The sequence below is a fragment of the Streptomyces sp. NPDC032745 genome, from assembly GCF_055579465.1.
Window position 1 is genome coordinate 398,516 of record NZ_JBVING010000002.1, and the last position, 25,601, is coordinate 424,116.

Sequence of the window (25,601 nt, forward strand, 5' to 3'; positions counted from 1 at the left end):
CCCCTCTTCCCCCCCTCCGACCGACGTTTTCCCCCCTTCCTCCCCCCGGGGTTCTCTTTTCCCCGCCTCTGGGGGCACCCCCCCCCCCGCGGGGGGGGGGACCCCCCCCCCCCCCCCCGCGGGCGCGGGCTCACTCGCCGCGGAAGTGCGGGATGACCTTCTCGCCCCACTGCCGCAGCGTCTCCAGGCAGGCCTCCTGCGGCACCGTGCCCATCTGGATCAGGCACATGATCTCGTCCGCGCCCGCCTCCTTCAGCCGCTGCACGTACGCGATGGCGTCGTCGGCGCTCCCGTACGCGTGGTCGGCGCGGAACGTGGCTGTCGACGTGGGACGCACCGGGATGTCGTGCTCGTGCAGCCGGGCCACCACCTGCTCGGCCGCCCTGTGCATCTCCGCCGCCTCGTCGGCGCCCGCGACCACGGCCTCGTCCGGGATGCCGGTCCCGCCGTACCAGTGGCCGATGGACTGGGCGAAGAACCGCTGGCCCCGGATGCCGATCCGGCGCGCCTCGGCCGGGTCGTCCAGCACGATGGTCGGGCAGAGCACCGAGAAGTGGTCGTTGACCTCGGTCGAGACGAAGCGGGCGCCGTCCCGGCCGGCCACCGCCCCGTCGTACACGGCCCGCATCCCGGCGATGGACTCCGGCCCGGCGAAGCCCATCACCAGGGCCCCGACCCCCAGTTCCGCGGCCTGTACGAGGGTCTCGGCGCGGCTGCACGCCAGGAACAGCGGCGGATGCGGGGTCTGCCGCGGCCGGGGCAGGATCGGGTGCGGGGCGATGTCGATCAGCTCGCCGTGGTACTCCAGCTCCTCCTCCTGCCAGGCCTTGCCGATGATCCGCAGCGCCTCCTCCACCTCCTGGGCGGTCCGCTCCCTGTCGACCCCGCACAGGGAGGTCTCCTGTTCGGTGCCGCCGCGCCCGGCGCCCAGGTCGAGGCGGCCGCCGGAGAGCAGGTCGAGCATGGCGGCCCGTTCGGCGACCCGGACCGGGTGGTTGAAGTTGAACGGCATGCAGACGACCCCGTGACCGATGCGTATGGTGTGCGTCCGGGCCGCGACCCAGGTCAGGAAGACCTCGGGTGCGCTCATGTGCGCGTACCACTTCAAGGAGTGGTGCTCGACGGCCCAGATCCGGTCGAAACCCATGCGCTCGGCGAGCACGGCCTGTTCCACGCAGTCGTGGATGACCTGGTGCTCCCGTTCCACGGTCGGGTCGGCGAGCTGAGCTTCGAAGATCACGGAGAATTTCACGATGCCTCCAGGGTTGCGTCCCGTGCCCGGCCACACTTCAATTCGGAATATGACTAGTAGTCATACGTCGAAGAAGCAAGACCTTCCGCCGACCGCATGGGCGGTGCTCGGGCTGCTGTCCTTCCCCGGGGAGCGCACCGGGTACGAGCTGAAGAAGTGGGCGGACTCCTCCCTGCGCTTCTTCTACTGGTCCCCGGCCATCAGCCAGATCTACGCCGAGCTGCGCCGGCTCGAGGAGCTGGGGTACGCGGCCTCCGCGCGCTCGGGCCCCGAGGAGGCCCGGGCCAAGCGCCGCTACGCCATCACCGACGCCGGCCGCGAGGCCCTCGCCGGCTGGGCCTCGGACACCGCCGAGGCCGGTCCCCCGGTGCTCAAGCACGGGCTGCTGCTGCGGGTCTGGCTCGGCCACCTCGCCGAGCCGGACCGGCTGCGCGCGATGGTCCGCGAACACCTGGAGCGCACCCGGGGCGAACTGGCCGCCGTACGGGAGGCCGTGGAGCAGGCGGGCGACGTGCCCCAGTGGGCCTTCCCGGCGCTCGCGCTGCGCTGGAGCGAGCGCCGGCACCTGGCAGAACTGGAGCTGGGCGAGGCCTTGCTGGCGGATCTGGCAGAGCTCTCCGGGACCGGGACGGGGGCCCGGAGCGGAGCCGCGGACCCGGAGCGTCAAGGCGGCGGGGACGCGCCCACGCCCGGGTGACACGGCAGGGCCGCCCCGGGGCCCGCGGCGGCGTACAGCCCTGGCGGGAACCGGCCGACGGCCTCGTTCCGAGCGCTGCACGGGCGGTCTCATCGCATCCCCGGCGCACTAGCATGCGTCCTCACCGCGCGGCCGGCAGGGACACCGCGACCGCGCGGGGAGCCGCCGTCGACGGAAGCGAGAGAACCTTGACTTTCCTCACCATCGGTCACCGCGGGGTCATGGGTGTCGAACCTGAGAACACCCTGCGGTCGTTCGTCCGAGCGGAACGTTCCGGAATGGACGTCATCGCTCTGGACGTGCAGCTGAGCAAGGACGGCGTGCTCGTCGTCCTGCACGACGCCGAGGTGGACCGGACCACCGACGGCGCCGGGGCCGTCGCCGATCTGACCCTGTCCGCGCTGCGCGAGCTGGACGCCGGCCAGGGCGAGCACGTGCCGGCCTTCGAGGAGGTCCTGGACGCCGTCCGGACCCCGCTCCAGGTGTCGGTCCACGACGGGGCCGCCGCAGCCGCGCTGGCGGAGCTGGTCCTGCGCCGCGACCTGAGCGCGCGGGTGGAGGTGGCCTCCTGCCACGACGAGGTGCTCGCCGAGACGACCCGGCTGCTGCCGGGCGTGCGGAGCGTGCTCCATGCGGACCTGAGTGGCGGGGCCGAGGACGTCGTGGCCCGGGCCGTGGCCTCCGGCGCGCTCACGGTCGCCCTGAACATCCGCGAACTCACCCTGGACACGGTGGAGTCGGTCCACGCGGCCGGGCTGAAGGTGACCGGCTGGACCGTCAACACCCTGCAGCAGCTGCGGCTGGCCCGGGCCCTCGAACTGAACGGTGCGGCCACCGACTTCCCGGAGATCCGCAGCACGGGCCGGTTCCTGGCCTGACGGCTGCGCCCGGCCCGGGCTCCCGCGCTACAGCGGCTTGACCAGCAGCTCGAAGGCCAGGTCGTCGCGGAGCGGGATGCCGAAGCGCTCGTCGCCGTACGGGAAGGGGCTCAGCTCGCCGGTGCGCCGGTAGCCGCGGCGCACGTAGTAGGCGATGAGCTCCTCCCGTACGTTCACCACCGTCATCCGCATCTCCTTGGCGCCCCAGGTCTCGCGGGCGCGGCGCTCCGCCTCGGTGAGGATCTCCTTGCCGAGGCCGCCGCCCTGCAGCCCCGGGCGGACCGCGAACATCCCGAAGTAGACGTGGTCGCCCCGGTGTTCGAGCTGGCAGCAGGCGACGAGCTCACCCGCGCGCTCGACGACGAGCAGGACGCTGTCGGCGGAGTCGATGATCGCGCGGACCCCCTCGGGGTCGGTGCGCTGCCCGTCGAGGACGTCCGCCTCGGTGGTCCAGCCGGCCCGGCTGGCGTCCCCGCGGTAGGCCGACTCGACGAGCACCACCAGTTCCGGTACGTCCGCTTCTACGGCACTGCGGAAGTTCAGGGCGGTGGGGTGAGCGGTCGACATCGGGGCTCCGTTCGGCTCGGCGGCATATGACATGCCCGGTGCGGCACCGAGAGCCTAACCCGGGGCGGCGTGCGGGCGTCCGGGCCGGGGCATCTCTTCCGGTGACGCCGACGAACCGGGGGTTCCGCCGTGCACGGTCCCGCGATGTCCCTTCCCGATTCCCTCCCCGCCTGGCTGCTCGTGCTGCTGTGCGCGGTGAGCGGTGCGTACTGCCTGCGGCGGGTGCTGCGCAGATCGGGCCGGGAGGCGCGCGGCGGGGCGGCGGGCGAGGCGCTGATGGGATTCGGGATGGCGGTGATGGCCGTGCCGTCGGGCATCGGCCCGTGGGGGCCCGGGATCCTGCTGGCCGTCTTCTGCGGGGCCGCGCTGCACGCCCTGTGGCTGCTGCGGGGCGGGGTGCACCACGCCCACCACCTGGTCGGCTCGCTGGCCATGGCGTACATGGCGCTGACGATGACCGCCGGCCAGGGTCACGGCGGGGGCCTGCCGCTGGTCACCGGGTCGCTGCTGCTGTATTTCGCGGGGTACGTGCTGCTCGGCGGGGCGCGGCTGGTGACGGCGGGCGGGGGTGCGCAGCCGGTCCCGGGCGGGCCGCGCGCGGTGCCCACGGAGCTGACGCGGGCGTGCCGACTGGCCATGGGGATGGGCATGTTGGCGATGCTGCTGAGCCTGTGACGCTCTCGGACGGGGCGGGCAAACGTGTCCTGCGTCACCAATGCCGAAAGCCCGTACCCGCAGGTAGCCCCGCGCTCATAGGCTGGCGGGCATGATGGTCCCCGCCGCACTCCTGTTGCTCGGCGCCCTGACCGCGGTGCTCGCCCCCCGTCTGCTGGCCCGGGCCGAATGGCCCGACCGCGAGCCCGTCGTCGCGCTGTGGGTGTGGCAGTGCGTGGTGGGCGCGGTGCTCCTGTGCTTCGCCCTGTCGATGGTGCTGAGCGCGGCCGCCGCCTGGCTGGCGGTCCGGGGCCGGCTCTTCGCGGCCGCGCCGCACGGGGTGGTCGACGCGTACGCGCTGGGCCCGACCGGCGGCCCGTGGGCCGTGGGCACCGCGCTGGCGCTGGCGGGCGGCGGGCTGTGGACCGGGGCCCGGCTGACCCGGGAGGTGCTGCGGGCCCGGTCCCGGCGGCGGGCGCGGGGCGCCGAGCTGCTCGTACGGGCGCCGCTGCTGCCCGGGGAGGACCCGGCCGGGGCGCGGCTCGTCGTACTGGAGGGAACGCGGCCCGACGCGTGGTGGCTGCCGGGTGCGGCCCCGCAGCTGGTGGTGACCACGGCCGCGCTCGGGCGGCTCAAGGGGAGCCAGCTGGATGCCGTACTGGCGCACGAGCAAGGTCACGCGGAGGCCCGGCACGACTGGCTGCTGCACTGCTCGCGGGCGCTGGCGGGTGGATTCCCGCAGGTGCCGGTGTTCGCGGCGTTCGAAGCGGAGATGCACCGGCTCGTGGAACTGGCCGCCGACGACGTGGCCTCGCGGCGGTACGGGAGGCTGACGATCGCGCTCGCGCTGGTCGGGCTCAACGAGGACCGGGGGGTGTTCGGGCCCTACCCGAGCCCCCTGCCGCACGTGTCCGAGCGGGTGCGGCGGCTGCTGTCGGCGGCGCCCCGGCTGTCGGCGGGGCGCCGGCTGCGGCTGACGGCCCTGGCCACGCTGGTCCCGGCGGTACCGCTGGTGGTGGCCCTGATGCCGGGTCTGAGCGCGCTCACCTGACCGTGTCCCGGCCGGGAGCCCGGCGCCCTACCCGCCGAGCTCGGCGGCGAAGAGCTCGCGCACCCGCGCCCACGAGTCCTCGGCGGCGGCCTTGTCGTACGGTTCGCGCCCGGGGAAGAAGAAGGCGTGCCGGGCGCCGGGGTAGACGATCTCCTCGTGCCGTACGCCGGCCGCCGTGAGCGCGTCACCGATCTGTGTGCGCTGCTCCGCATCGATGACGTGGTCGAGTTCCGCGAAGAACATGACCACCCGCACGTCGCGCTCGGCAATGGAGCCGGTGGCCGCCAGCAGGGGCTCGGGGCGGCTCAGCGCGGTGCCCGCGACGGGCAGCCAGCCGGGGTAGAAGATCGCCGCGGCGGCGAGGTCCAGCCGGGTGGCCGCGAAGTAGGCGATGTGTCCGCCCAGGCTGAACCCGAGCACACCGGTCGTCTCCGTGGCCTGCGCATGCGCGCGGACGTGGGCGATGGCGGCCCGCAGGTCCTCCTCGACTCCGTCACGGGTCAGCCGGCCGAGCAGCTCGAAGGCGCGTTCCCGGTTGGCGGCATTCTCGGTCAGGCCGTCGGCGGTCCCGGCGCCGGACCGGTGATAGAGGTTCGGGGCGATCGCGACGTAGCCGAGCGCGGCGACCTGCCGGACGATGTCGCGCACGTCCTCGGTCACCCCCCACAGCTCCGAGCCGACGAGCACGGCCGGGTGGCTGCCGGATCCCGCGGGGCGGGCCACGTACGCGGTCATCGGCGCGGCGCCGCCCGTCGCGATCTCCACTTCCCGGGCGGTGATCTCGTAGGCCATGGGAACCCCCTCCTGCAGTGTGCGGAACGGCCAACTCGCCGAGCCTGTCACATCACTGACGGAGTGTGGAGATCCGTGTCGACACGCGGACGGCATGGGGCCGATCGCACGTGCGAGGGACCGGGATCAAGGGTGCGCCGCCGGGCGCCCGCCGGGGTGGGCCGAAACCCGCCGTCCCGTGAAGGTGTGGAAGTCCCTGCTCTGGGCGATCCCCCGCGTCGCCCAGAGCAGGCGACCCCGTGCGCTGAGTATATTGGCTGGGAGCCAGTCAACGCAGGAGTAAGCATGTCCCCGCGCAGCGCATCGGTCAATGAAGAATTGCGCAGACGTTCCCGGGAGCGGCTGCTCCAGGCCACGGTCGATCTCGTCGCCGAGCGCGGCTACGAGGCCACGACGCTCGGCGACATCGCCGACCGGGCGGGCACGGCCCGCGGCCTGGTCTCGTACTACTTCCCGGGCAAGCGGCAGCTGCTGCAGTCGGCGGTGCACCGGCTGATGCACCTCACGCTGGACGCGGCCCTGGAGCGGGAGCCGCGCAGCGAGGACGGCCGCGAGCGGCTCGCCCGCGCCATCGACGCGGTCCTCGGGCTCGCCCGGGACCGGCCGCTGCTGATGCGGACCCACATGGCGGGCATCCTCCAGGCCGAGGGGTTCGTACGGTGCCCGGAGCAGCAGCGGCTGGCGGAGCTGCTCCGGGACACGGTCACGCGGTACGGCTCGGCGGACGTGGACACCGACTACCCGATGCTGCGGGCGCTGCTGATGGGCGCGGTGGTCGCGGTCCTGCTGCCGGGGGCTCCGATGCCGCTGGCGCGGCTGCGGGCGGAGCTGTTCCAGCGGTACGGGCTGGACTGGGAGCTCGGCGTCCCGCCGGACGGCGGACCGCCCGGCGGAACGTTTCCCTCAAGAGGCTGACACCGTCGGCCGTCAGTGGTACACGGGCTGGCTCTGCACGTTGAGCCGGTCCATCCGCACCCACTTCGCACCCTCGGTGCGCCAGTCGTCGATCCGCAGCGCGTCGAGGCCCTTGGCGATGTCGTTCGAGTAGATGTGGCCGTTGTAGTAGTACGCCGACCAGGACCCGCCGAGGCCGAGCTTGTCGGTGGTGAGCGGGCCGCGCTCGAAGTAGCCGATCTCCTTGGGCCGGGCGGAGTCGGTGAAGTCCCACACCGAGACGCCGCCCTGGTACCAGGCCTGGACCATGATGTCGCGGCCGCCGCCGACCGGGATCAGCGAGCCGTTGTGGGCCACGCAGTTCTCGGTGTCGGCCTGCAGGCGCGGGATCTTGAAGTAGCTGCGGAAGACGAGCTTGCGCTGGTCGCCGCGGCCGGTGATGTCGTAGATGCCGTCGGCTCCGCGGTTCGGGCCGGTGGCCTCGTTGCAGGTGGGGCCGCCACCGCCGCCCAGCTCATCGGTGAACACCACCTTGTCGGCCTTCTCGTTGAAGGTCGCCGAGTGCCAGAACGCGAAGTTCACGTTGTCCTGCACCCGGTCGATGACCCGCGGCTGCTCGGGCTTGCTGATGTCGAAGAGGATGCCGTCGCCCATGCAGGCGCCGGCGGCCAGCTTCTTCGACGGCAGCACGGTGATGTCGTGGCAGCCGGTGGTCTTGGTGACGCCGGGGTTGGTGGGCCCGCCCGGGTTGCCGCCGTCCGGGAAGAGGACGGGGAAGGCGACGACCGCGGCCTGCGTCGGGTCCTTCTTCGGGACCTTGATCACGGAGATTCCGTCGTGCGGCGGCTGGCAGTCCGGGAACGTCTCGTTCGGGGAGTAGGAGGCCACGTAGAGGTAGAGGTCGCGCTCGCCCGGCACCAGCGTGTGGGTGTGGGAGCCGCAGTTGGTCTCGACGGACTTGATGTACTTGGGGTTCTTCTTGTCCTTGATGTCGAAGATCTTGATGCCCTCCCACGAGGACTTCTCCGTCGCGGGCTGCGAGACGCTGTTGCAGGAGTCGTCGCTGCGCGAGGAGTCGGTGGAGAGGAAGAGCAGGTCCCCCTGGACGGAGACGTCGTTCTGGCCGCCGGGGCAGAGCACCTGGCTGACGGCCTTCGGGGCCTTGGGGTTGGCGATGTCGTAGATCGTGAAGCCGTTGTAGTTGCCGGCGTAGGCGTATTTGCCCTGGAAGGCCAGGTCGGTGTTGATGACGCCCGGGTAGGTGCTCGGGATGTTGGCCAGGTGCCTGACGTTCGCGCTGTGCACGATCTCGTCCTGGCCGGGGATCTCGCCGGGGGCGAGTTCACGGCCCGCGGCCGGGTCCGCACCCTGCGCGGACGAGGCGCTGCCTGCGCTGCCGGGTGATAAGTCCCCCGGATCGGGGGTGGCGGCCGCGGGACCGGCCGCGAACAGCGTGGCGAGCAGCCCGGCCGCGGCCACGGCCGCCCCCAGACTCCTGTGCCGCACTCTGGTGGTGTGCTTCGAGGTCACTGTGCCCTCCCATGGGAGTCCGATCGATTCCGCTCGTGGTGGGAACGGAACCAGGACCCCGGCAGTATGTTCCTTACCATGGACATGGCAAAGGGCTTACTCGGTCGAACCACCGGAGCGGTCGTGGCCGCGGGCCTCCTGCTCGCCCTGGCCGGCTGCCGCAGCGGCGACGGCCACGACGCGGCGGAGCAGGACGGTGCGCAGGTCATCGCCCCCGGCAGGCCGGGCGAGAAGGCCCGCACCCTCTCTCCCCGGGAGGCTGCCGAGCGGCAGCCCGACGACAAACCCAACGCGGCGGACCGGGCCTACGTGCAGCACATGGTCGAACACCACCGGCAGGCGCTCACCATGAGCGCGCTGGCCCCGGAGCGGGCCTCGGCGGACGGGGTCAAGCGGCTCGCCGAGCGCATCTCGGCCGCCCAGCAGCCCGAGATCCGCGCGATGGAGAACTGGTCGGCCCGCTACCCGGCCCCCTCCGGAGCTCCGGCCGCCCACGACCACGGCGCGATGCCGGGCATGGCGACCGAGCAGCAGCTGAAACAGCTCACCGAGGCGAAGGGCGCCGACTTCGACCGGCTCTTCCTCACCCTGATGACCGCCCACCACGAGGGCGCGGTGAAGATGGCGGGCGAGGCGCTGGCCGCCGGAAACAACGGGGCGGTGGAGGAAATGGCCAACGAGGTGGTGGCCACGCAGACCGCCGAGATCCACCGGATGCGCGCGATGGGCTGACGGCCGCCGGGCCCGGTGGCATGCTGGGAGCACCTGCGGGAGGAGCTCCGCCGTGCTTCGTGTCGCCGTCGTCGGTTCGGGCCCCAGCGGGGTCTACGCCGCTCAGACACTCGTACAGCAGCGTGAGGTGCCGGGCGTCCGCGTCGACGTGCTGGACCGGCTGCCCGCGCCGTACGGGCTGGTGCGCTACGGGGTGGCCCCCGACCACGAGAAGATCAAATCGCTGCAGGGCAGCCTGCGCACCGTCCTGGAGGACGAGCGGATCCGCTTCCTCGGCAACGTCGAGGTCGGCGGGCCGCAGCTGACCACCGAACGGCTGCTGGAGCTGTACCACGCAGTGGTGTACTGCGTGGGCGCCGCCCGCGACAGGATGCTCGGGATCCCCGGCGAGGAGCTGGCCGGTGTGCATTCCGCGACGGCCTTCGTCGCCTGGTACAGCGGGCACCCGGACGCCGAGGGCGAGGCCTTCGACCTGCCCGGGGTGGGCTCGGCGGTGGTCGTCGGGGCGGGCAACGTCGCGGTGGACGTGACGCGGATGCTGGCCCGGGGCGAGCCGGAGCTGGCCCCGACCGACATGCCGCAGCCGGCCCTCGGCGCACTCGCCGACAGCGGGGTGAAGTCGGTGTCGATGGTGGCCCGACGCGGCCCCTCGCAGGGCAAGTTCACCACCAAGGAGCTCCGGGAGCTGGGCACGCTACCGGGCGTGGCCGCGGTGGTGGACCCCGCCGAGCTCGCGCTCGACCCCGCGTACACCGACCAGGACACGGCCGCCGCACTGCCCGCGGTGGCCCGGCGCAACCTCGAGGTGTTGCGCGGCTGGGCCGAGCAGCACCCGGGCGACGCCCGGCGCCGGATCGCCCTGCGGTTCTACCTGCGCCCGGTGGAGGTGCTGGGCGGCCCCGACGGCCGGGTCGCCGGGATGCGCTTCGAGCGGACCGCCCCGGACGGGCGCGGCGGGGTCACCGGGACCGGCGTGTACGAGGACATCGAGGCGCAGTTGGTACTGCGCTCGGTGGGGTACCAGGGCGTTCCGCTGCCCGGCCTGCCGTTCGACCCGGCGAAGGCCACGGTCCCGCACGCCGCGGGCCGGGTGTTGCGCGCGGGCCGGGCCTCGGTCGGCGAGTACGTGGCGGGCTGGATCAAGCGCGGCCCGACCGGGGTGATCGGCACCAACCGGCCCTGTGCCAAGGAGACGGCCTCCTCACTGCTGCAGGACGCCGGGGCGCTGGCCCGGCGGGAGCTGCCGGGCGACCCGCTGGACGCGCTGCGGGCGGCGGGCCTGCACCCGGTGGAGTGGCCGGGCTGGCTCGCGATCGAGGCGGCGGAGGCGGACCTCGGGCGCTCGCTGGGCCGGCGCTCGGTGAAGATCCCGGGCTGGACGGGCCTGCTGGGCGCGGCGGCCACGGGCGCCTGAGCCGGGGCCGATGCCTGAGGGCTGTCCCGCAATCCCCGGTGGATCAGCGCACGGCGTCAGATGCGGTGCATCGCAGGGCGGAGGAGCGTCCTCATACTGGGTGTATCCGGGCGCTGGGCGTATCCGGGCGCTGGGCGTATCCGGGCGCTGGGCGTATCCGGGCGCTGGGCGTATCCGGGCGTTCCGACAACGCGGCGAGGTGCCGCAGCTGTCGTCGTGCGCCCGCCGGGGATTACGCGACAGCCCTCAGGGGGTGTCCGCCCGGCGTGCCTCCTCAGCGGCGGCCGCGGTGAGCACGCTGTCGAGCAGTCCCGGGAACAGGCTCTCCAGCTCCGCACGGCGCAGGTCGTTCATCTTCGCCGTCCCGCGGTAGGTCTGGCGGATCACGCCGGCCTCCCGCAGGACACGGAAGTGGTGCGTGGTGGTCGACTTGGTGACCGGGAGGACGAAGTACGAGCACGCCAGCTCGTCCGGCGTCACCGCGAGGTCCCGCACGATCGACAGCCGCATCGGGTCCGACAGCGCGTGCAGCACGGCCTCGAGCCGGATCTCCGCAGGCTCGGGATGGGCGAGCGTACGGGTGGTGGCCGTATCCGTCACGTCTGCTGCTCCGTTCGCCCCCGCTCCGATGTGTTGTACGAGAAACACCGTAGTACACCGACCGACCGCACCACCCCGGCCGAGTTGCCCTACCAGGCGCGGTGGTACGGGGCGGGCACCCTGGCCACGGCGCCGAGTCCGGCGGCCGCACGGCGGGCCCAGTACGGGTCGCGCAGCAGCTCGCGGCCCAGCAGGACCGCGTCCGCCTGCCCGTCGGCCAGGATCTTCCCGGCCTGCTCCGGCTCGGTGATCAGCCCGACGGCGGCCACCGGCAGCCCGGTCCGGGCCCTGACCTCGGCCGCGAACGGCACCTGGTAGCCCGGGCCCACGGGGATCTTCGCCTTCGGGGCCATCCCTCCGGTGGACACGTCCAGCAGGTCCACCCCGTGCGCCTGGAGCAGTCCGGCCAGCCGGACCGTGTCCTCGGGGGTCCAGCCGGAGTCCTCCAGCCAGTCGGTGGCGGAGACCCGGAAGAACAGCGGCAGCTCCTCGGGCCACACCGCCCGTACGGCGTCGACGACTTCGAGGGCGAAGCGGGCCCGGTTCCCGAACGAGCCGCCGTACCCGTCGGTGCGCCGGTTGCTCTCGCCGGAGAGGAACTGGCCGATGAGGTAGCCGTGTGCGCCGTGGATCTCGACGACCTCGTAGCCGGCGGCCAGCGCACGCCGCGCGGCGGCCGCGAATTGGCCGGTGATCTCGTGGATCTCGGCGGTCGTCAGCTCGTGCGGCACCGGGTCGCCCTCGGCGAACGGCGCCGGACTCGGGGCGCTCGGCAGCCAGCCGTCCGCCTCGGGCCCGACGTAGCGGTCGCCCTCCCAGGGGCGGCCGGTCGAGGCCTTGCGGCCGGCGTGGGCGATCTGGATGCCGGGGACTGCGCCCTGGGCCTTGATGAACGAGGTGATCGGGCGCAGCGCCGCGACCTGGGTGTCGTTCCAGATGCCGAGGTCGTACGGGGAGATCCGGCCCTCCGGGGAGACGGCGGTGGCCTCCTGGAGGATCAGGCCGGTGCCGCCCACCGCGCGGGCGGCGTAGTGCGCGAAGTGCCATGCCTGGGCCACGCCCGCGTCCGGGCCGGAAGCCTCGGCGACGTGCTGGCACATCGGCGCCATCCACACCCGGTTCGGCACGGTGACCGAACGCAGGGCGAGGGGTGCGAAGAGGGCGGCGAAGGCGGCGGGAACGCCGGCGTCAGGGGCTACGGGGGCAAGCGGGACAGCACTCATGAAGGACTCTCCGGATGTGGCCGGGCACGCCGACGACCGGCGGCTTGTACGAGAGTCACCGTACTACGAAATTTCTCGTACTACGAGACCTCTCGTACAAGCTCGTCGAGCTCGGCGTGCAGCGCCTCTGCGAGGGCCGCCAGGTCCGGGACCGCCGCCGCATCGGCGACCAAGCCGTAGTGGACCGTGCCCTTGTACGTGGAAACCGCGACCGCGAGTGAGTGGCCGCGGGCGAGCGGGGCGAGCGGATAGACCTCCCGGACCCGGCTGCCGCCGAGGGAGAAGGTGAAGCTGGGCAGCGGGACGCTGGTGACCAGGATGTCGAAGAGCAGCCGGGCGGCCTGTGCGACCAGCGGCCCGCCGAGCCGGTGGCCGAGCGGGTGGACGTGGTCGGCCAGCAGCGCGACGGCACCGGCGCCACGGGCGGGTCCGGCCTCCTTGTTGCGGTCCATGCCGGTCCGCACCCGGTGCAGGCGCAGCAGCGGGTCCGGCTCGGCGAGGGGCAGCCGGAGCAGGTAGCCGGAGAGCCGGTTGCCGTACTGCGCGCCTCCCGGCCGGCGGCGGGAGACCGGCATCAGGGCGCGCGGCCCGGGACCCTCCGGCTCGGGGTCGCCGCGGCCCACCAGCCAGCGCCGCAGGGCGCCCGCGACCATGGCGATCAGGACGTCGTTGACGGTGCCTCCGGCGACCTTCCGGATGCGGTTGACGTCGTCGAGGTCGAGCGCGAGGCCCGCGACCGCGCGGGTGCCGGTCTGCGCCGGAACGGCCGTCAAGGCGGCCGGGACACCGAGGGGCAGCCCGCCGCGGGCGACGGACGCGCCGATCTCCAGGGCCTGGCCGACGTCCTGGACCCGGGCGGCCAGGACCCCGGGAAGGCTGCGCAGGGCGGAGCCGCCGGGCCGCGGTACGGGGGCCGGCCGCGCGGGACCCCGTACGGGCGGGCCCTCGTCGAAGAGCATGGCCGCCAGCGCGAGGGCGCCGAGCCCGTCGGCGAGGGCGTGGTGGAACTTGAAGAGCACCGCGAAGGAGCCCGGGTCGGGCCCGGCCAGGACGTGCGCCTCCCACGGCGGCCGGCTCCGGTCCAGCGGCCGTGCCATGAGTGGCCCTGCGGCGGCCTGCGGGTCGCCGGTGCGGACGAGGAACACGTGCCGGGCCGGATCGAAGTCCGCGTCGGACGACCAGGCGGCCGCGCCGATCGGCAGCAGCACGTCGTGGATGCGGCGGCGCAGGCCGGGGACGGCGGCGCAGCGGGCGGTGAGCAGTGCAGCGGCACGGACCGCGGCGTCGGGGCAGGCGTGGCCGCGGCCGGAATCAAGGTCGGCGCCGGGGTCCTGCGGGGCGGCTTCGAAGACCGCGAGGGCGCCGAGGTGCATGGGGTGGGCGGCGGATTCGATCCGCCAGAAGGCGAGGTCGAGCGGTGAAAGGTGCTCGGTGGCCACGTAGTGCCTCTCGTGCGGTGGCAGAGGTGGAAGTCAACCCCTTTCGGCCTCCTACGATCAAGTAGCCACCCTTTGGATACGCCGGTTGATCGATGGCGACCGGCTGGTCAGCGCAGCGGGGCGGCTGTCCTGCCGCTGCCGTCGGGCGGGTGCAGACTGGCCGGAACGAAGCTCAGCACGACGACCGGGACGGCGAAGTCCGGAGGTGTCGACCATGACCGAGGTGCTCCTGCTCGCGGGAACCCGCAAGGGCCTCTTCATCGGCCGCAGGCGTGGCGGCGGCCCGTGGGAGCTCGACGGGCCCCATTTCAACGCCCAGGCCGTCTACGCCGTCGCCGTCGACCGGCGGGGACCCGTACCCCGGCTGCTCGTCGGCGGGGACAGCTCGCACTGGGGGCCGTCCGTGTTCAGCTCCGACGACCTGGGGGCGAGCTGGCAGGAGCCCGCGGAGCCCGCCGTGAAGTTCCCGAAGGACACCGGCGCCTCGCTGGAGCGGGTCTGGCAGCTGCATCCGGCCGGCCCCGAGGCGCCGGACGTCGTCTACGCGGGGACGGAGCCGGCCGCCCTGTTCCGCTCGACGGACCGCGGGAACTCCTTCGAGCTGGTCCGTCCGCTGTGGGAGCACCCGAGCCGGGGGAGCTGGGTGCCGGGCGGCGGCGGAGAGGGCCTGCACACGGTGCTGACGGACCCGGCAGACCCCGACGCGGTGACGGTGGCGGTCTCCACCGCCGGGGTGTTCCGCACCCTGGACGGCGGCGCCGCCTGGGCCCCGTCCAACGAGGGGGTCTCCGCGGTGTTCCTGCCGGATCCGCATCCGGAGTTCGGCCAGTGCGTGCACAAGATCGCCCAGGACGCCGGGAACCGGAAGCGGCTGTACCTGCAGAACCACTGGGGCGTGTACCGCAGCGACGACGCCGGGGCCCGGTGGACCGACATCGGCGGCGGCCTGCCCTCCGACTTCGGCTTCGCGGTGGCCGCGCACCCGCACCTGCCGGACACCGCGTACGTCTTCCCGCTCAACGCCGACTCCGACCGGGTCCCGGCGGAGCACCGGTGCCGGGTCTTCCGTACGCGGGACGCGGGCGCCAGCTGGGAGCCGCTCTCCCGCGGGCTGCCGGCCGGGGACCACTACGGGACGGTGCTGAGGGACGCCCTGTGCACGGACGACGCGGACCCCGCGGGGGTCTACTTCGGCAACCGCAACGGCGAGCTGTACGCCAGCCACGACGACGGGGACAGCTGGCAGCTGCTGGCCGGGCACCTGCCCGATGTCCTGTGCGTGCGGGCGGCGGTGCTGGCTCACTGAATGGGCCAGTAGAGTGACTCACTGTGGCAGCACGACCGTTGAACGAGATCGTCGAGCCGGGCTGGGCCCGGGCTCTGGAGCCGGTGGCGGCGCAGATCGCCGCGATGGGCGACTTCCTGCGCGCCGAGATCGCGGCGGGGAGGACGTACCTGCCGGCCGGGGCGAACGTACTGCGCGCCTTCCAGCAGCCCTTCGACGAGGTGAAGGTGCTGATCGTCGGCCAGGACCCGTACCCCACCCCCGGGCACGCGATGGGCCTGTCGTTCTCGGTGGCGCCCGACGTCAGCCCGTGGCCGCCCAGCCTGGACAACATCTTCCGCGAGTTGTACGCGGACCTCGGGGTGCCCCGGCCGGCGAACGGGGACCTGACCCCGTGGACCCGGCAGGGCGTGCTGCTGCTGAACCGCGCGCTGACCACCGCCCCGCGCAAGACCGGGGGCCATCGCGGCAAGGGCTGGGAGGCCGTCACCGAGCAGGCCATCCGGGCGCTGGCCGCGCGCGGGAAGCCCCTCGTGTCGGTGCTGTGGGGCCGGGACGCCCGCAATCTGCGGCCGCTGCTGGGCGAGTTGCCGGCCGTGGAGTCCGTCCACCCCTCCCCCATGTCCGCGGCCAACGGGTTCTTCGGCTCCAGGCCGTTCAGCCGGACCAACGACCTGCTGGTCCGTCAGGGGGCGCAGCCGGTGGACTGGCGCCTTCCCTCCGCCAGTTGATCATTTCGGTTGAACGGTATACGACATTCAACGGATAAATACGGACAGAAGCCGCCCGATGAGGCCCTGCCCGAACACTGCGTTCCGATAAGCCAGTAGCATGCGGCGCCATGAGCTCCCCCACTGGGCCCGCAAATGGCCTGCCCGTACGAATGCCGCGACCCCGCCCTGCCGGACGGCACCGCCGACCCGAGCCCGCGGTGGCGCCCGAGGGCGCGCCCGCGCTGGTGCTCGCCGTGCCCGGTGCCCCTTCGGCCGCCTCGCGGGGGCTGGCGGAAGAGATCATCAGCATCGGCCGCTCCGAGCTGCCGGGCCTGGACGCCCGCATCGGCTTCCTCGAGGGCGATGACGCCGAGGGCTCCGAGTTCCCGGCCCTCGCCGGCGTGCTGACCGCCGTCGCGGCCGAGCGCGTCGCGCGCGCGGAGTTCGCCCGCGCCGCCGGCCACGAGGTACCCGCGCCGACCGGCCCGGACGCCGTGGTCGTCCCGCTGCTGGCCGGCCCCGACGCCGACCTGCTGCGCCGGATGCGCCAGGCCGTCATGGACTCCTCGGCCGCCGCCGAGCTGGCCGAGGTGCTCGGCCCGCACCCGCTGCTCGCCGAGGGCCTGCACGTGCGGCTCTCCGAGGCGGGCCTGGCCCGCGCCGACCGCGCCCGGCTGTTCACCGTCACCACCGCCGCCGACGGCATCATCGTCGCCACCACCGGCGGCGCGGAGGCCGTCCAGGTCGCCGGGGTCACCGGCATGCTGCTGGCCGCCCGCCTCGCGGTGCCCGTCAAGGCCGCCGCGCTCGACCAGGAGGGTTCGGTGGCCGCGGTCGCCGAGCAGCTGCGCAGCGAGGGCTCCACGCAGCTCGCGCTGGCCCCGTACCTGATCGGCCCGGAGGCTGCCGAGGGGCTGCTGGACACGGCGTGCAAGGAGGCCGACTGCGCGGCCTCCGAGGTGCTCGGCGCCTACTCGGCGCTCGGCAAGCTCGTCGTCACCCAGTACTCCGCGGCGCTCGGCCTCTCCCAGGGCGCCGCCGCCCACTGATCCTTCCCAGGACCGCTCGTACGAGGGCCCGCGCCCCGGGAACCTTCCCCGGGGTGCGGGCCCTCGGCCGTGCGCACACGGGTGGCCCCGTCAGCCGAAGACCACGCAGGTGGCGGCAGGCACCGCCACCGAGCCCGCCCGGCGCGGCTGCCCGGACAGCGGGTCGACGTCGAACCAGGTGACGTCCCCGGAGCGCTCGTTGGCCGCGTACAGCCGGCGCCCCGAGGGATCGGCGGCGAGGTCTCGCGGCCAGCTGCCGCCGCAGTCCACGCTGCCCGTGAGCCGCGGTTTCCCGGCCCCGCCGGCGAGCGAGAGGGTGGCGATGGTGTCCGCGCCGCGGACGGCGGCCCATACGAACCGGCCGTCGGGCGAGGCCACCACGGCCGAGGGATAGGCCCGTACGCCCCCTGGAGCGCCCACAGAGGCGACCGGAACCTCCTCGACCGGTTCCAGTTGCCCGGAGCCCGGATTCCAGCGGCAGACGGTCAGCTGCGGCTCCAGCTCGTGCAGGACGTAGACCACCGCGCCGTCCGGGTGGAAGGCGAGGTGGCGCGGGCCCGTCCCGGCGCGCAGCGCGGTCTCGCCGTGCATGCGCAGCACCCCGGTGGCCGGGTCCGGTGCGCAGACCCGGACGGAATCGGTGCCGAGGTCCACGCTCAGCACCCAGCGGCCGCTCGGATCGGACAGCACCTGGTGGGCGTGCGGCCGCTCCTGGCGGCTCGTGTCGGGGCCGGATCCCCGGTGGGCGAGGACCGAGGCGGGCCCGGACAGTGCGCCGTCCGCGGCGAGCGGGAGGCTGCTGACGCTGCCGGAGGTGTAGTTGGCGGTCAGCAGCCGGCGCCCGGCCACGCTGAGGTGGGTCGGCCCGGAGCCGCCGACCCGGACGGCGGGGCCGAGGGCGGTGAGGCCCTCGGGAGTGGGCCGGAAGGCGGCGGCGGCACCCTGCTCGGTCTCGCTCACGGCGTAGAGCACGCCGGTGGCCGGGTCGACGGCGAGGTACGAGGGGTCCGCGACCGCATCGGCGACGGAGAGCAGGGTCAGCGCACCGGTCGCCGGGTCCGCGGCCGCGGTGGTGATGCCGCGGCCGCCTCCCGAGGTGAACGAGCCGATGTGGACCCGGTGTCCGCCGCGCCGGGCGCTTTCGTACGCGCCATCCGTACCGTCCGCGTCGCCCACGGGATGCCCCTCTCCACCGTTCCGGATCGATCCGTGCGGAGCCGACGGTAACAGAAGGTCTAGACCAGATCCCGCCCTTGGGCGCGTTCCTGTGCTCCGGGGTGGTGCACGTACGCCGTCGAGCTCGGCCGGTCCTCGTACGTGCGGTGGAAGACCGGGGTCGCGGAGCCCGAGATCGGCGGCACGATCCAGGACCAGTCGGCGCCCACCTCGCGCCCCTTGCGCTCCTCCCGCTCCATGTGGCTGAGGAAGCGCCGCGACTCGGTGTGGTGGTCCGCGATGGTGACCCCGGCCCGGTCGAAGGAGTGCAGCACGGCCCGGTTGAGCTCGACGAGCGCGCGGTCCTTCCAGAGCGAGCGGTCGCTGGAGGTGTCCAGGCCCAGGCGGCGGGCGACGGCGGGGAGGAGGTTGTACCGGTCGGTGTCCGCGAGGTTGCGGGCGCCGATCTCGGTTCCCATGTACCAGCCGTTGAAGGGCGCGGCCGGGTAGTGGATGCCGCCGATCTCCAGGCACATGTTGGAGATGGCGGGTACGGCGTGCCAGCGCAGCCCCCAGGCGGCCCAGCCCGCGTCGTCGGGGTGCTCGATCGGGACCTCCAGCACGGCGTCGGCGGGGGTGTCGAACCAGCGGGGCTTGTCGTCGACGCCCTGGACCACCAGCGGCAGCAGGTCGAAGGGCGTCCCTGCGCCCCCGGCCCAGCCGAGGGCGAGCAGCGCACTGGTGAGCGGCGCGTTGCGGGCATCGCCCACGGTCACGGAGTGGTGGTCGCCGTAGCCTGCGTACCGGACGAGCTGCTCGCTCCAGATCAGCGGGCCGGGGCGGTCCGGGGCGTCCGGTGCGAAGACGGTGATGGTGGGTCTGACCCGGCCCCCGTTGGTCGCGTCGCGCAGGTGCTCGAAGCACTCGGCGGCGATGTCGTCGGCGGCGGTGAGCCCGCGGCGGTCGCGCACCCGCAGCGAGTTCCAGTACAGCCTGCCTATGCAGCGGTTACTGTTGCGCCAGGCGACACGCGCCCCGTGGACGAGCTCCTGCGGGGTGTGCCGGTAGCTTCCGGTCTCCGCGAGCTCGGCCCGCACGGCTGCGAGCCGGGCCCGTGGATCACCGGCCTCCGGATTCTCCCGGTGGAAGAGTCGGACGAACTCCTCGGCTGCTTCCCACACTTGGGCTGTGGTCGAGCGCTGTTGAAGTATTTCCATCCCGGGCGGTTACCCCCTGTCCGACCAGATCCACCCTGTACGTGCCGGATGAATGTGCAATCAACAATCACCCGTTGTACATGCCGCAGGTCAGCGGGATACGGCACGCGCGTCCGGAACACTCCACCGAGTGATCTTCGGGCCATTGCCCTGCGGGGCGGAGCTGACAGGGCGTAGGATCCGCCGTCATCAGGTCTCTGACCTCGGGAATCATGCACAGGGCGGGGCCGTCCTCGGGACGGGATCAGGCGCTGATCACGAGGGGCGAGCGCGGGTCGGTGCGCAGCGGGGCGTGGAGGGCCACGAGGGCGTGCTCCAGGCCGTGCAGGTGCGCGAGGGCCGGTTCCGCGGCGGCGGGCCTGGGGTTGCTGGGAACGGCGGGTTCCGCCGTGGTCCGCGGGGTGGTCAGCGCCTCCACTGCCGCCTCCACCCGCCAGCAGGCCGCGGCCAGCCGGGCGTCGTGCGAGGCCTGCGGATCGGCGGCGACGGCCACCAGCCCGCGCACCTCCCGGGCGCAGTCGTCGAGCAGTCGGAGGACCTGCCGGGCCCGCGCCTTGCGGGCGCGCAGCGGGCTCAGCGGGTGGACGAGGGGCGCGAGGGCCATCCGTACGCGGCCCAGCAGCAGTTCGAGTTCGGCCGCGTGCGGGGCGGGATCGGCGTCGGGGTCCCCGGCCAGGCGGTCGAGCGAGGCCGCGGTGGAGGCCCGTACGCAGTGCAGGGCGCGCTGGATCCAGGCGTCGTTGGCGGCGTGGGTGGTCACCGGGAGGACGAGCACCACGGCGAGGGCGGCACCCAGCGCGCCGATCGCGGTCTCCTGGAAGCGCAGGACCAGCAGTCCGGGGTGCAGGACGCCGAGGAGCCCGTAGAGCAGTCCGGCCATGACGGTGACGAAGAACATCATCCAGGAGTACGAGGGGGCCGCGGTGTAGAAGATCCCGAAGACGCACACGGCGACCAGTGCGGCGGTGGCCGCGGGCGCGCCGTGCAGCGGTACGGCGATCAGCAGCCCGGCGGCGATGCCGACGACCGTGCCGAGGACCCGGCGGAACCCGCGGACCAGGGTCTCGCCGCGGGAGGCGGTGTTGACGAAGATCCACCAGGCGGTGCCGACGGCCCAGTACCAACGGTCGTCGGAGAGCGCCTGGCCGATGCCGAGCGCGAAGGCGCAGGCCGCGGTGGCCTGGAAGGCCTGCCGCGTGGTCGGCCGTGCCAGGCCGGTGCCGGGCAGGCCGGGCGGGGCGGCGGGCGGCGGGGTGCGCCGCTCGATGGGCCACACCAGGAACCGCACCGCGCCGGCGGAGAGCAGCGCCAGTCCGACGGCGGCGTACAGCTCGGGAAGCTGGCCGGGGACGGCGTGCAGGAACTGGGTCACGAAGAACATCATGAAGCCGAAGATCCCGAGGGCGTGCCCGCGCGGCCCCCAGCGGCGGGCGTAGACCCCGGCGAACACGACGGCGAGGAAGGCGGCGTCCCGGGCGAGCGGCACCCCGTGCAGGGTGGTGGCCAGCGCGAGGACGGGGAAACCGGCGACGGGGAGCAGGGCGCTGGTCACGCGCTGGGCCGACACGGTCGGGTCGAGCACGGTGAACAGGGTGAGCAGGGCCGCGAGCCCCCCGGTGATGGAGGCGGTGAGGGAGAGGCCGCACAGCTCGGCCACGGCGACGGCGAGCCCGACGCCGAGCACGGCCCGCAGCGAGTTCCTCAGTCTCAGGCGCCCCGGATCCGGAGCCACGAACATTCTCTTCACGGCGGTGTGCCGCCCCCCTCGAGATGGTGCGCGCCGGCCCGGCGGCCGCCCGGGGGTGGTGGGCGGTAGGCGGGCACGACGAAGGCACCGCGCTCCGGACCGGCCTCGTTGCCGCCCGGCGCTGCGCGGCGCCGTAAGTACATGGATACAGCACAGATAAGCATCCGAAGGCCCACTGGCTCAACACGGCACCCGATCACTGGGCCATTGGCCCAGTGCCGAGGCCTGCGGTTCGGCCACCCCCGGCCAACGGACCAGCAGTCGCTCAGTCGGGGCGACGGGCGTAGCAGAAGAGGTGCTCCTCGGGCTCGACCGCCTCGGCGGCTCCGGCGGCCCCTGCGTGCCCGGCCTCGGGCCGGAACAGCGCGGTGTGGTGCTCCAGCACCTCCAGCCCGGCCGCGCCCAGCAGCCGCAGGTGCTCGGCCGTGGACAGGCTGCTGACGGTGACCTCGTGCCCCATCCACACGATGTCGAGACCGCTGATGTCGCCCGGCACGGTGGCCATCACGAAGTACCCGCCGGGTGCCACCCACGAAGCCATCCGCTCCAGCGCCGCCGCCACCTCCTGCTGGGACATCACCAGCAGCGGGAAGAAGGAGCAGACCGCGTCGAAGGCGCCGGCCGCGGCAGCGTACGTCCGGACGTCGGCCTGCTCGAACCGGGCCTGCGGCACCCGGGAGCGCGCGAGGCCGACCATGTGCGCCGAGACGTCGATGCCGGTCACCGCGCAGCCCGCCCGCACGAGCGCCTCGGCGGTCGGGCGGCCCGTACCGCTGCCGACGTCCAGCACTCGGGCGCCGGGGGCGAGCCGGCCTTTGAGCCAGTCCAGTGCGGCGAGCTGCCCGGGAACCCGCCCGAACACCTCCTCGTACCGTGCGCCGACCTCGTCGAACACCTCCGCCGCGGACTTTCCGGCACTCATCGGCGCCCCTCACCCTCGTCCTCGTCCTCGGTTCGTGCTTCCCGCCGCCCGCTCGGTCCCGGACGCCGTGGGGTTCCTGCCCGGGCGCACGGCCGGGAAACGGCACGAACGGGGGTCACTGCGGGCGGTGGAGTGCCGCCGCGGCGCGGCCCGACTCGATGGTCCCGAGGTCCGCCGTCAGCGAGTCGAGCCAGGCCGTCGTGGCGAAGTAGACGGGCCCCGCGTCTGGCGGCGCCGCCTCGGCGGACCCGGGCGGGACCGGCACACCCGGCCCGGCGGCCCCGGGACCGCCCGGCGTGCCGGTCCCGCCCGAACGGGTCCTGTCGCCGGTCCCGTCGCCGGTCCCGTCACGGGTCTTGTCACGGGTCTTGTGCGGGACGTCGGCCACCACCGCCGCCCGGCGCAGTCCGGCCGCCACACGGGTCGCGTAGTCCCCCAGCTGCGCCGCCTCGCTGCGCGCGAGCGGCGTCCCGTCCGCGCTGCCCAGCACCCGCCCTGCGCCCCAGAGCACGTGGTGCCCGGTCATCACCGTGGCCTGCCAGTCCCGGCCCGGGCCGGCCGGGCGCTGCGTCTCGCTCTGGTACTGGGCGTACGCCGACTCGGCCATGACGAGCGTGACCCGGACCCGGTGCTCCGCGTCCCCCGGGGACGGCTCGAGCCCGCGGGGCGCCGTGACGACGGCGGTGGTCGACTCGACGTCGTCGGCGCACGCGCGCAGCATCCCGGCCACCGCCCGGCCCAGTTCGTCGTGGGCCCCGCGCGGCCAGGCCAGGATCCCGCACACGATCCCGATCGCGCTGCCGATGGTCACGTCGAGGAAGCGGACCTCGGCCAGCTGCCAGGTGACCGCGGACAGCTGGGCGAAGACCACGGCGACGACCAGCGTGAACAGGGCCTGCGCCCAGCCCACGCCCCGCACGGGCCCGATGGTGAACGTGAACAGCATCAGCGGCGGGAGCACGATCGCGTACACCAGGGTCTGCCCACCGGTCAGGGCGAGCACCGTACCGGCGGCGAGCGCGCCCAAGGAGGTGCCGATCAGCGCGGTGCGCACGGTTCCGCGGGTCTGCACGGCGGTGGTCCGGGTGAGGCTGAGGACCGCGAGCATCGCCCAGAAGCCGTGCGGGAGGGAGTCGAGTCCGGCCACGGTACGGGCCACCGCGAGGGCCAGCGCGATCCGTACGGCGTTCTGGAAGTGCACGGACCGCGGCCCGGCGTGTGCGGATATCCGGTGCCACCACAGCCGCACGGTGTGCTGCCGGACGTACCAGAACCGGTCCGCGGCGTCCCCCTCCGGGTGCGCGCCGCGCCCCTCCACGGCGATCTCCGCTGCCGTACGCAGCGCCACCGCGGCGTCCGCGACCTCCAGCAGCGCGGCCTGCCGGCGGCGGGACTCGGGCAGCTCGGCCGGGGTCCGCGAGTTCCGGGCGCGCAGGCGGAGCAGTTCCGTCGAGTCCGCGACGGGCCGCCGTCCGTCGCGCAGCAGTGTGGAGCTTCCGGTCGCCGATGCGCGGACCGCGCCCAGCAGGTCGAGTCCGGCCTGTCTCGGCTCCCGGCCGGGCGGCGGTGCGGGCAGGTTGCGGAGCCGGGAGAGCAGGGTGCGTGCGGTCAGCCCGGTGTGGGTCAGTGCCCGTTCGCGCAGGCCCGGCCCGGCGGGGCGTTCCGCCTCCGGGACCCGGGAGAACCGCAGTGCCTCGGCGGCCGCCAGGGCCCGGTCGGATGCGGAATCGGTCAGGACGTAGGGCGGCCGCTCCAGGGCGGCGGCGCAGCGGGCCGCCTCGGCCGCGGAGCCCGCGGCCCGCTCGGCGTACGTCGGCACCCGCGGGTCGGGCAGCACCCACGCCTCGGCCAGGATCAGCAGCAGGAGGCCGGTGAGGGTGCCGCCGAGCCGCTCGTCGAGGGTGTGCGGGGCGTACGGCGGGAAGCTCGGCAGGATGTACAGCAGTTGCAGCCCGGCCGCGGCGCCCGCCGGCCGGGGTCCGGCCGCCGCCGAGAAGGCCACGCAGAAGCCGATGACGGCCATGCCGAGGACGGCGCTCCAGGTCCGCACGGCGAGGAAGGTGCCCAGGGTCACCAGGGCGCAGGCCACCGGCAGCAGCCTGACCATCATCGCGGCGCGCTGCCGTCCGGTACCCGGGATCCGGGAGAGGCCGGCCAGGGAGACGGCGCCGAACAGGGCGTAGGTGGCGCTGACGGGCTGGCCGAGTCCGTAGAGGAACAGGTAGAAGCCGGTGCAGGCGGCGAGCGTGGTCCGGACGGCCCGGCGTGCGGCCGCCGGCAGGGCGCCGGTGCCCGTACGGAGTTCCGCGAGGACTCGCACGGTTTCAGAATCCCATGGGATGCGGCGGGGCTCTCGGCGTGGACCTCCGCGGGGCCCCGGACCTCAGGGGTGGGTGTTCCAGCCCGCGATCACCGGGAGGCCGTGTTCGGTGGACAGGACGCTGACCGTGCCGGTGCGCAGCAGGAAGAGCCGTCCGTCCTGCGGGGGCAGGCCCAGGTAGCGGGCGGTGAGGACGCGCAGGAAGTGGCCGTGGGCGACGAGGACGGCATCGCCGCCGCCCTCGGCGAGGACCCGGGCCGCCCGCGCCAGGGCGCGGTCCGCGCGGGCGCCGACCTGGGCCGCACTCTCGCCGGGGTGCTCCGGATCGCCGGGCGGGACGCCGTCGGTCCACAGGGACCAGTGCGGCCGGGTCCGCTGGATCTCGGCCGTGGTGATGCCCTCGTACCCGCCGTAGTCCCATTCGCACAGGTCGGGGTCGGTGACACCGCCGGTGAGTCCGGCGAGTTCGGCCGTGGCGACGGCTCGGCGCAGCGGGCTGGTCAGTACCAGGGCGAAGTGCCGGTCGCGGAAGTAGGGGGCCAGCGAGATGGCCTCCTCGACGCCGACGGCGGTCAGCGGCACGTCGGTCCGCCCGGTGTGCCGCCCCGTGGCGCTCCATTCCGTCTCGCCGTGCCTCACCAGCAGCAGGTCGCTCATTCTTCGGACCTTAAGCCCTCCGGCATGTCGGCGCCGGGGGATCAGGGCGGCATGTCACTGTCGGGCGTCATGGACGTGAGCGCGCTCCCGTTGCAGCCGCCGCGGTTGCCCGTGCTGTTGGTCGCGCTGACGGTCGTCACCGGAATGATCGAGGCCGTCAGCCTGCTCGCGCTCGGCCCGGTGTTCACGGCGATGCAGACCGGTAACGTGCTGTTCCTGGCGTTCGGGACCGCCCGGGAGGGGAACCTGCCCGCCCTGGCGCCCACGGTCTCACTGGCCGCCTTCGCCGTCGGGGCGGTGTGCGGGGCCCGGCTGGAAGCGGCCTCGGAGGCCCTCGGGCGGCGCTGGTTCGTGATCGGCCTGGTGATCGAGGCGGGGCTGATCCTGGTCGCGGCGGGCGCCGGCTGGGGCCTGCCGCCGCACTACGGGAAGCCGACCGGGCGGTACATGGCGGTGGCGGCGGTCCTGGCCGTGTCGATGGGGATGCGCAATGTCACGAGCATGCGGGTGAACATGCCCGGGCTGCCGACCACGCTGGTCACCCGCTCCATGACCTCCTTCCTCGGCGGATCGGCGCTGGGGCGGGACAGCACGCTCGGGTACGGGACGGCGGCCTGGGAGCGACGGGCCGTGGCCGTCCTCGCGATGTTCGCCGGAGGGCTGGCGGGGGCACTGCTGGTGCGGGCCGGCTGGCAGGTCGACTGGCTGCTGGTGCCGCCGGCCGCGATGGTGCTGGCGGTGGCTCTGACGTATCTGCCCCAGCCTCGGCTGCACACGCTCTGAGCCACCGGCCGCCGGAGCCCCTAATCGATG

24 protein-coding genes are annotated in these 25,601 nt (G+C 73.9%); 11 read left to right on the forward strand and 13 right to left on the reverse strand.

What is annotated here, in order from left to right; all coding sequences use genetic code 11:
- Positions 1-130: 130 nt before the first annotated feature.
- Positions 131-1,252 (reverse strand): LLM class flavin-dependent oxidoreductase, encoded by a 1,122-nt coding sequence (locus ACZ5WG_RS06130; protein WP_468721009.1) that lies wholly within the window; start codon positions 1,250-1,252, stop codon positions 131-133.
- A 49-nt stretch (positions 1,253-1,301) separates the two neighbouring features.
- On the opposite strand from ACZ5WG_RS06130, the gene ACZ5WG_RS06135 reads away from it, so the two are divergent.
- Both ACZ5WG_RS06135 and ACZ5WG_RS06140 read left to right on the forward strand, forming a co-directional pair.
- Positions 1,302-1,949 (forward strand): helix-turn-helix transcriptional regulator, encoded by a 648-nt coding sequence (locus ACZ5WG_RS06135; protein WP_468721011.1) that lies wholly within the window; start codon positions 1,302-1,304, stop codon positions 1,947-1,949.
- A 188-nt stretch (positions 1,950-2,137) separates the two neighbouring features.
- Positions 2,138-2,827 (forward strand): glycerophosphodiester phosphodiesterase, encoded by a 690-nt coding sequence (locus tag ACZ5WG_RS06140; protein WP_468721013.1) that lies wholly within the window; start codon positions 2,138-2,140, stop codon positions 2,825-2,827.
- 27 nt (positions 2,828-2,854) lie between these two features.
- Here the strand turns inward: ACZ5WG_RS06140 and ACZ5WG_RS06145 are convergent, their stop codons facing one another.
- Positions 2,855-3,394 carry a GNAT family N-acetyltransferase gene (locus ACZ5WG_RS06145; RefSeq protein WP_468721015.1) on the reverse strand — a complete coding sequence of 180 codons (540 nt, stop codon included), beginning with the start codon at positions 3,392-3,394 and terminating at the stop codon, positions 2,855-2,857.
- A 144-nt stretch (positions 3,395-3,538) separates the two neighbouring features.
- On the opposite strand from ACZ5WG_RS06145, the gene ACZ5WG_RS06150 reads away from it, so the two are divergent.
- The gene (locus ACZ5WG_RS06150) at positions 3,539-4,069 is read left to right on the forward strand and encodes a DUF5134 domain-containing protein (protein WP_468721017.1); all 531 of its coding nucleotides are present in this window, start codon (positions 3,539-3,541) and stop codon (positions 4,067-4,069) included.
- Positions 4,070-4,160: 91 nt separating this feature from the next.
- Positions 4,161-5,099 carry a M56 family metallopeptidase gene (locus tag ACZ5WG_RS06155; protein WP_468721018.1) on the forward strand — a complete coding sequence of 313 codons (939 nt, stop codon included), beginning with the start codon at positions 4,161-4,163 and terminating at the stop codon, positions 5,097-5,099.
- Positions 5,100-5,126: 27 nt separating this feature from the next.
- On the opposite strand, the gene ACZ5WG_RS06160 is transcribed toward ACZ5WG_RS06155, so the two are convergent.
- On the reverse strand, positions 5,127-5,891 hold the full coding sequence (locus ACZ5WG_RS06160) for a dienelactone hydrolase family protein (RefSeq protein WP_468721019.1): 765 nt from the start codon (positions 5,889-5,891) through the stop codon (positions 5,127-5,129).
- A gap of 285 nt (positions 5,892-6,176) precedes the next feature.
- Between ACZ5WG_RS06160 and ACZ5WG_RS06165 the strand changes: the two genes are divergently transcribed.
- Positions 6,177-6,806 (forward strand): TetR/AcrR family transcriptional regulator, encoded by a 630-nt coding sequence (locus ACZ5WG_RS06165; protein ID WP_468721021.1) that lies wholly within the window; start codon positions 6,177-6,179, stop codon positions 6,804-6,806.
- A gap of 12 nt (positions 6,807-6,818) precedes the next feature.
- Here the strand turns inward: ACZ5WG_RS06165 and ACZ5WG_RS06170 are convergent, their stop codons facing one another.
- Complete coding sequence (locus ACZ5WG_RS06170; protein ID WP_468721022.1) at positions 6,819-8,291, reverse strand: LVIVD repeat-containing protein; 1,473 nt, start codon at positions 8,289-8,291, stop codon at positions 6,819-6,821.
- A 102-nt stretch (positions 8,292-8,393) separates the two neighbouring features.
- On the opposite strand from ACZ5WG_RS06170, the gene ACZ5WG_RS06175 reads away from it, so the two are divergent.
- Entirely contained in the window at positions 8,394-9,047 is a 654-nt protein-coding gene (locus ACZ5WG_RS06175) for a DUF305 domain-containing protein (protein ID WP_468721024.1), read from the forward strand.
- A gap of 52 nt (positions 9,048-9,099) precedes the next feature.
- On the forward strand, positions 9,100-10,461 hold the full coding sequence (locus tag ACZ5WG_RS06180) for an FAD-dependent oxidoreductase (protein WP_468721025.1): 1,362 nt from the start codon (positions 9,100-9,102) through the stop codon (positions 10,459-10,461).
- Positions 10,462-10,707: 246 nt separating this feature from the next.
- Here the strand turns inward: ACZ5WG_RS06180 and ACZ5WG_RS06185 are convergent, their stop codons facing one another.
- From ACZ5WG_RS06185 to ACZ5WG_RS06195, 3 genes are all read right to left on the reverse strand, one after another.
- On the reverse strand, positions 10,708-11,061 hold the full coding sequence (locus ACZ5WG_RS06185) for an ArsR/SmtB family transcription factor (protein WP_468721026.1): 354 nt from the start codon (positions 11,059-11,061) through the stop codon (positions 10,708-10,710).
- Positions 11,062-11,150: 89 nt separating this feature from the next.
- On the reverse strand, positions 11,151-12,284 hold the full coding sequence (locus ACZ5WG_RS06190; RefSeq protein WP_468721027.1) for an NADH:flavin oxidoreductase/NADH oxidase: 1,134 nt from the start codon (positions 12,282-12,284) through the stop codon (positions 11,151-11,153).
- 80 nt (positions 12,285-12,364) lie between these two features.
- Positions 12,365-13,723: a wax ester/triacylglycerol synthase family O-acyltransferase gene (locus ACZ5WG_RS06195; protein WP_468721029.1), complete on the reverse strand. Its 1,359-nt coding sequence runs from the start codon at positions 13,721-13,723 to the stop codon at positions 12,365-12,367.
- Between the two features lie 214 nt (positions 13,724-13,937).
- On the opposite strand from ACZ5WG_RS06195, the gene ACZ5WG_RS06200 reads away from it, so the two are divergent.
- The 3 genes from ACZ5WG_RS06200 (at position 13,938) to ACZ5WG_RS06210 (ending at position 16,770) form a co-directional block, all read left to right on the forward strand.
- Entirely contained in the window at positions 13,938-15,029 is a 1,092-nt protein-coding gene (locus tag ACZ5WG_RS06200; protein ID WP_468721031.1) for a WD40/YVTN/BNR-like repeat-containing protein, read from the forward strand.
- A gap of 23 nt (positions 15,030-15,052) precedes the next feature.
- Complete coding sequence (locus tag ACZ5WG_RS06205; protein ID WP_383510959.1) at positions 15,053-15,739, forward strand: uracil-DNA glycosylase; 687 nt, start codon at positions 15,053-15,055, stop codon at positions 15,737-15,739.
- Positions 15,740-15,849: 110 nt separating this feature from the next.
- The gene (locus tag ACZ5WG_RS06210; protein WP_468721033.1) at positions 15,850-16,770 is read left to right on the forward strand and encodes a sirohydrochlorin chelatase; all 921 of its coding nucleotides are present in this window, start codon (positions 15,850-15,852) and stop codon (positions 16,768-16,770) included.
- Between the two features lie 90 nt (positions 16,771-16,860).
- On the opposite strand, the gene ACZ5WG_RS06215 is transcribed toward ACZ5WG_RS06210, so the two are convergent.
- From ACZ5WG_RS06215 to ACZ5WG_RS06240, 6 genes are all read right to left on the reverse strand, one after another.
- Positions 16,861-17,946: a lactonase family protein gene (locus tag ACZ5WG_RS06215; RefSeq protein ID WP_468721034.1), complete on the reverse strand. Its 1,086-nt coding sequence runs from the start codon at positions 17,944-17,946 to the stop codon at positions 16,861-16,863.
- A gap of 59 nt (positions 17,947-18,005) precedes the next feature.
- Positions 18,006-19,142 carry a nitric oxide synthase oxygenase gene (locus tag ACZ5WG_RS06220; RefSeq protein ID WP_468721035.1) on the reverse strand — a complete coding sequence of 379 codons (1,137 nt, stop codon included), beginning with the start codon at positions 19,140-19,142 and terminating at the stop codon, positions 18,006-18,008.
- A gap of 244 nt (positions 19,143-19,386) precedes the next feature.
- The gene (locus tag ACZ5WG_RS06225; RefSeq protein ID WP_468721456.1) at positions 19,387-20,880 is read right to left on the reverse strand and encodes an FUSC family protein; all 1,494 of its coding nucleotides are present in this window, start codon (positions 20,878-20,880) and stop codon (positions 19,387-19,389) included.
- Between the two features lie 274 nt (positions 20,881-21,154).
- The gene (locus tag ACZ5WG_RS06230) at positions 21,155-21,811 is read right to left on the reverse strand and encodes a class I SAM-dependent methyltransferase (protein WP_468721036.1); all 657 of its coding nucleotides are present in this window, start codon (positions 21,809-21,811) and stop codon (positions 21,155-21,157) included.
- A 115-nt stretch (positions 21,812-21,926) separates the two neighbouring features.
- The gene (locus ACZ5WG_RS06235; protein ID WP_468721037.1) at positions 21,927-24,131 is read right to left on the reverse strand and encodes an FUSC family protein; all 2,205 of its coding nucleotides are present in this window, start codon (positions 24,129-24,131) and stop codon (positions 21,927-21,929) included.
- Between the two features lie 63 nt (positions 24,132-24,194).
- Positions 24,195-24,788, reverse strand: coding sequence for a histidine phosphatase family protein (locus tag ACZ5WG_RS06240; protein ID WP_468721039.1), 594 nt, complete (start codon positions 24,786-24,788; stop codon positions 24,195-24,197).
- 24 nt (positions 24,789-24,812) lie between these two features.
- Here ACZ5WG_RS06240 and ACZ5WG_RS06245 point away from each other — a divergent pair, with 24 nt between their 5' ends.
- Positions 24,813-25,571: a YoaK family protein gene (locus ACZ5WG_RS06245; protein ID WP_468721040.1), complete on the forward strand. Its 759-nt coding sequence runs from the start codon at positions 24,813-24,815 to the stop codon at positions 25,569-25,571.
- Positions 25,572-25,601: the final 30 nt, after the last annotated feature.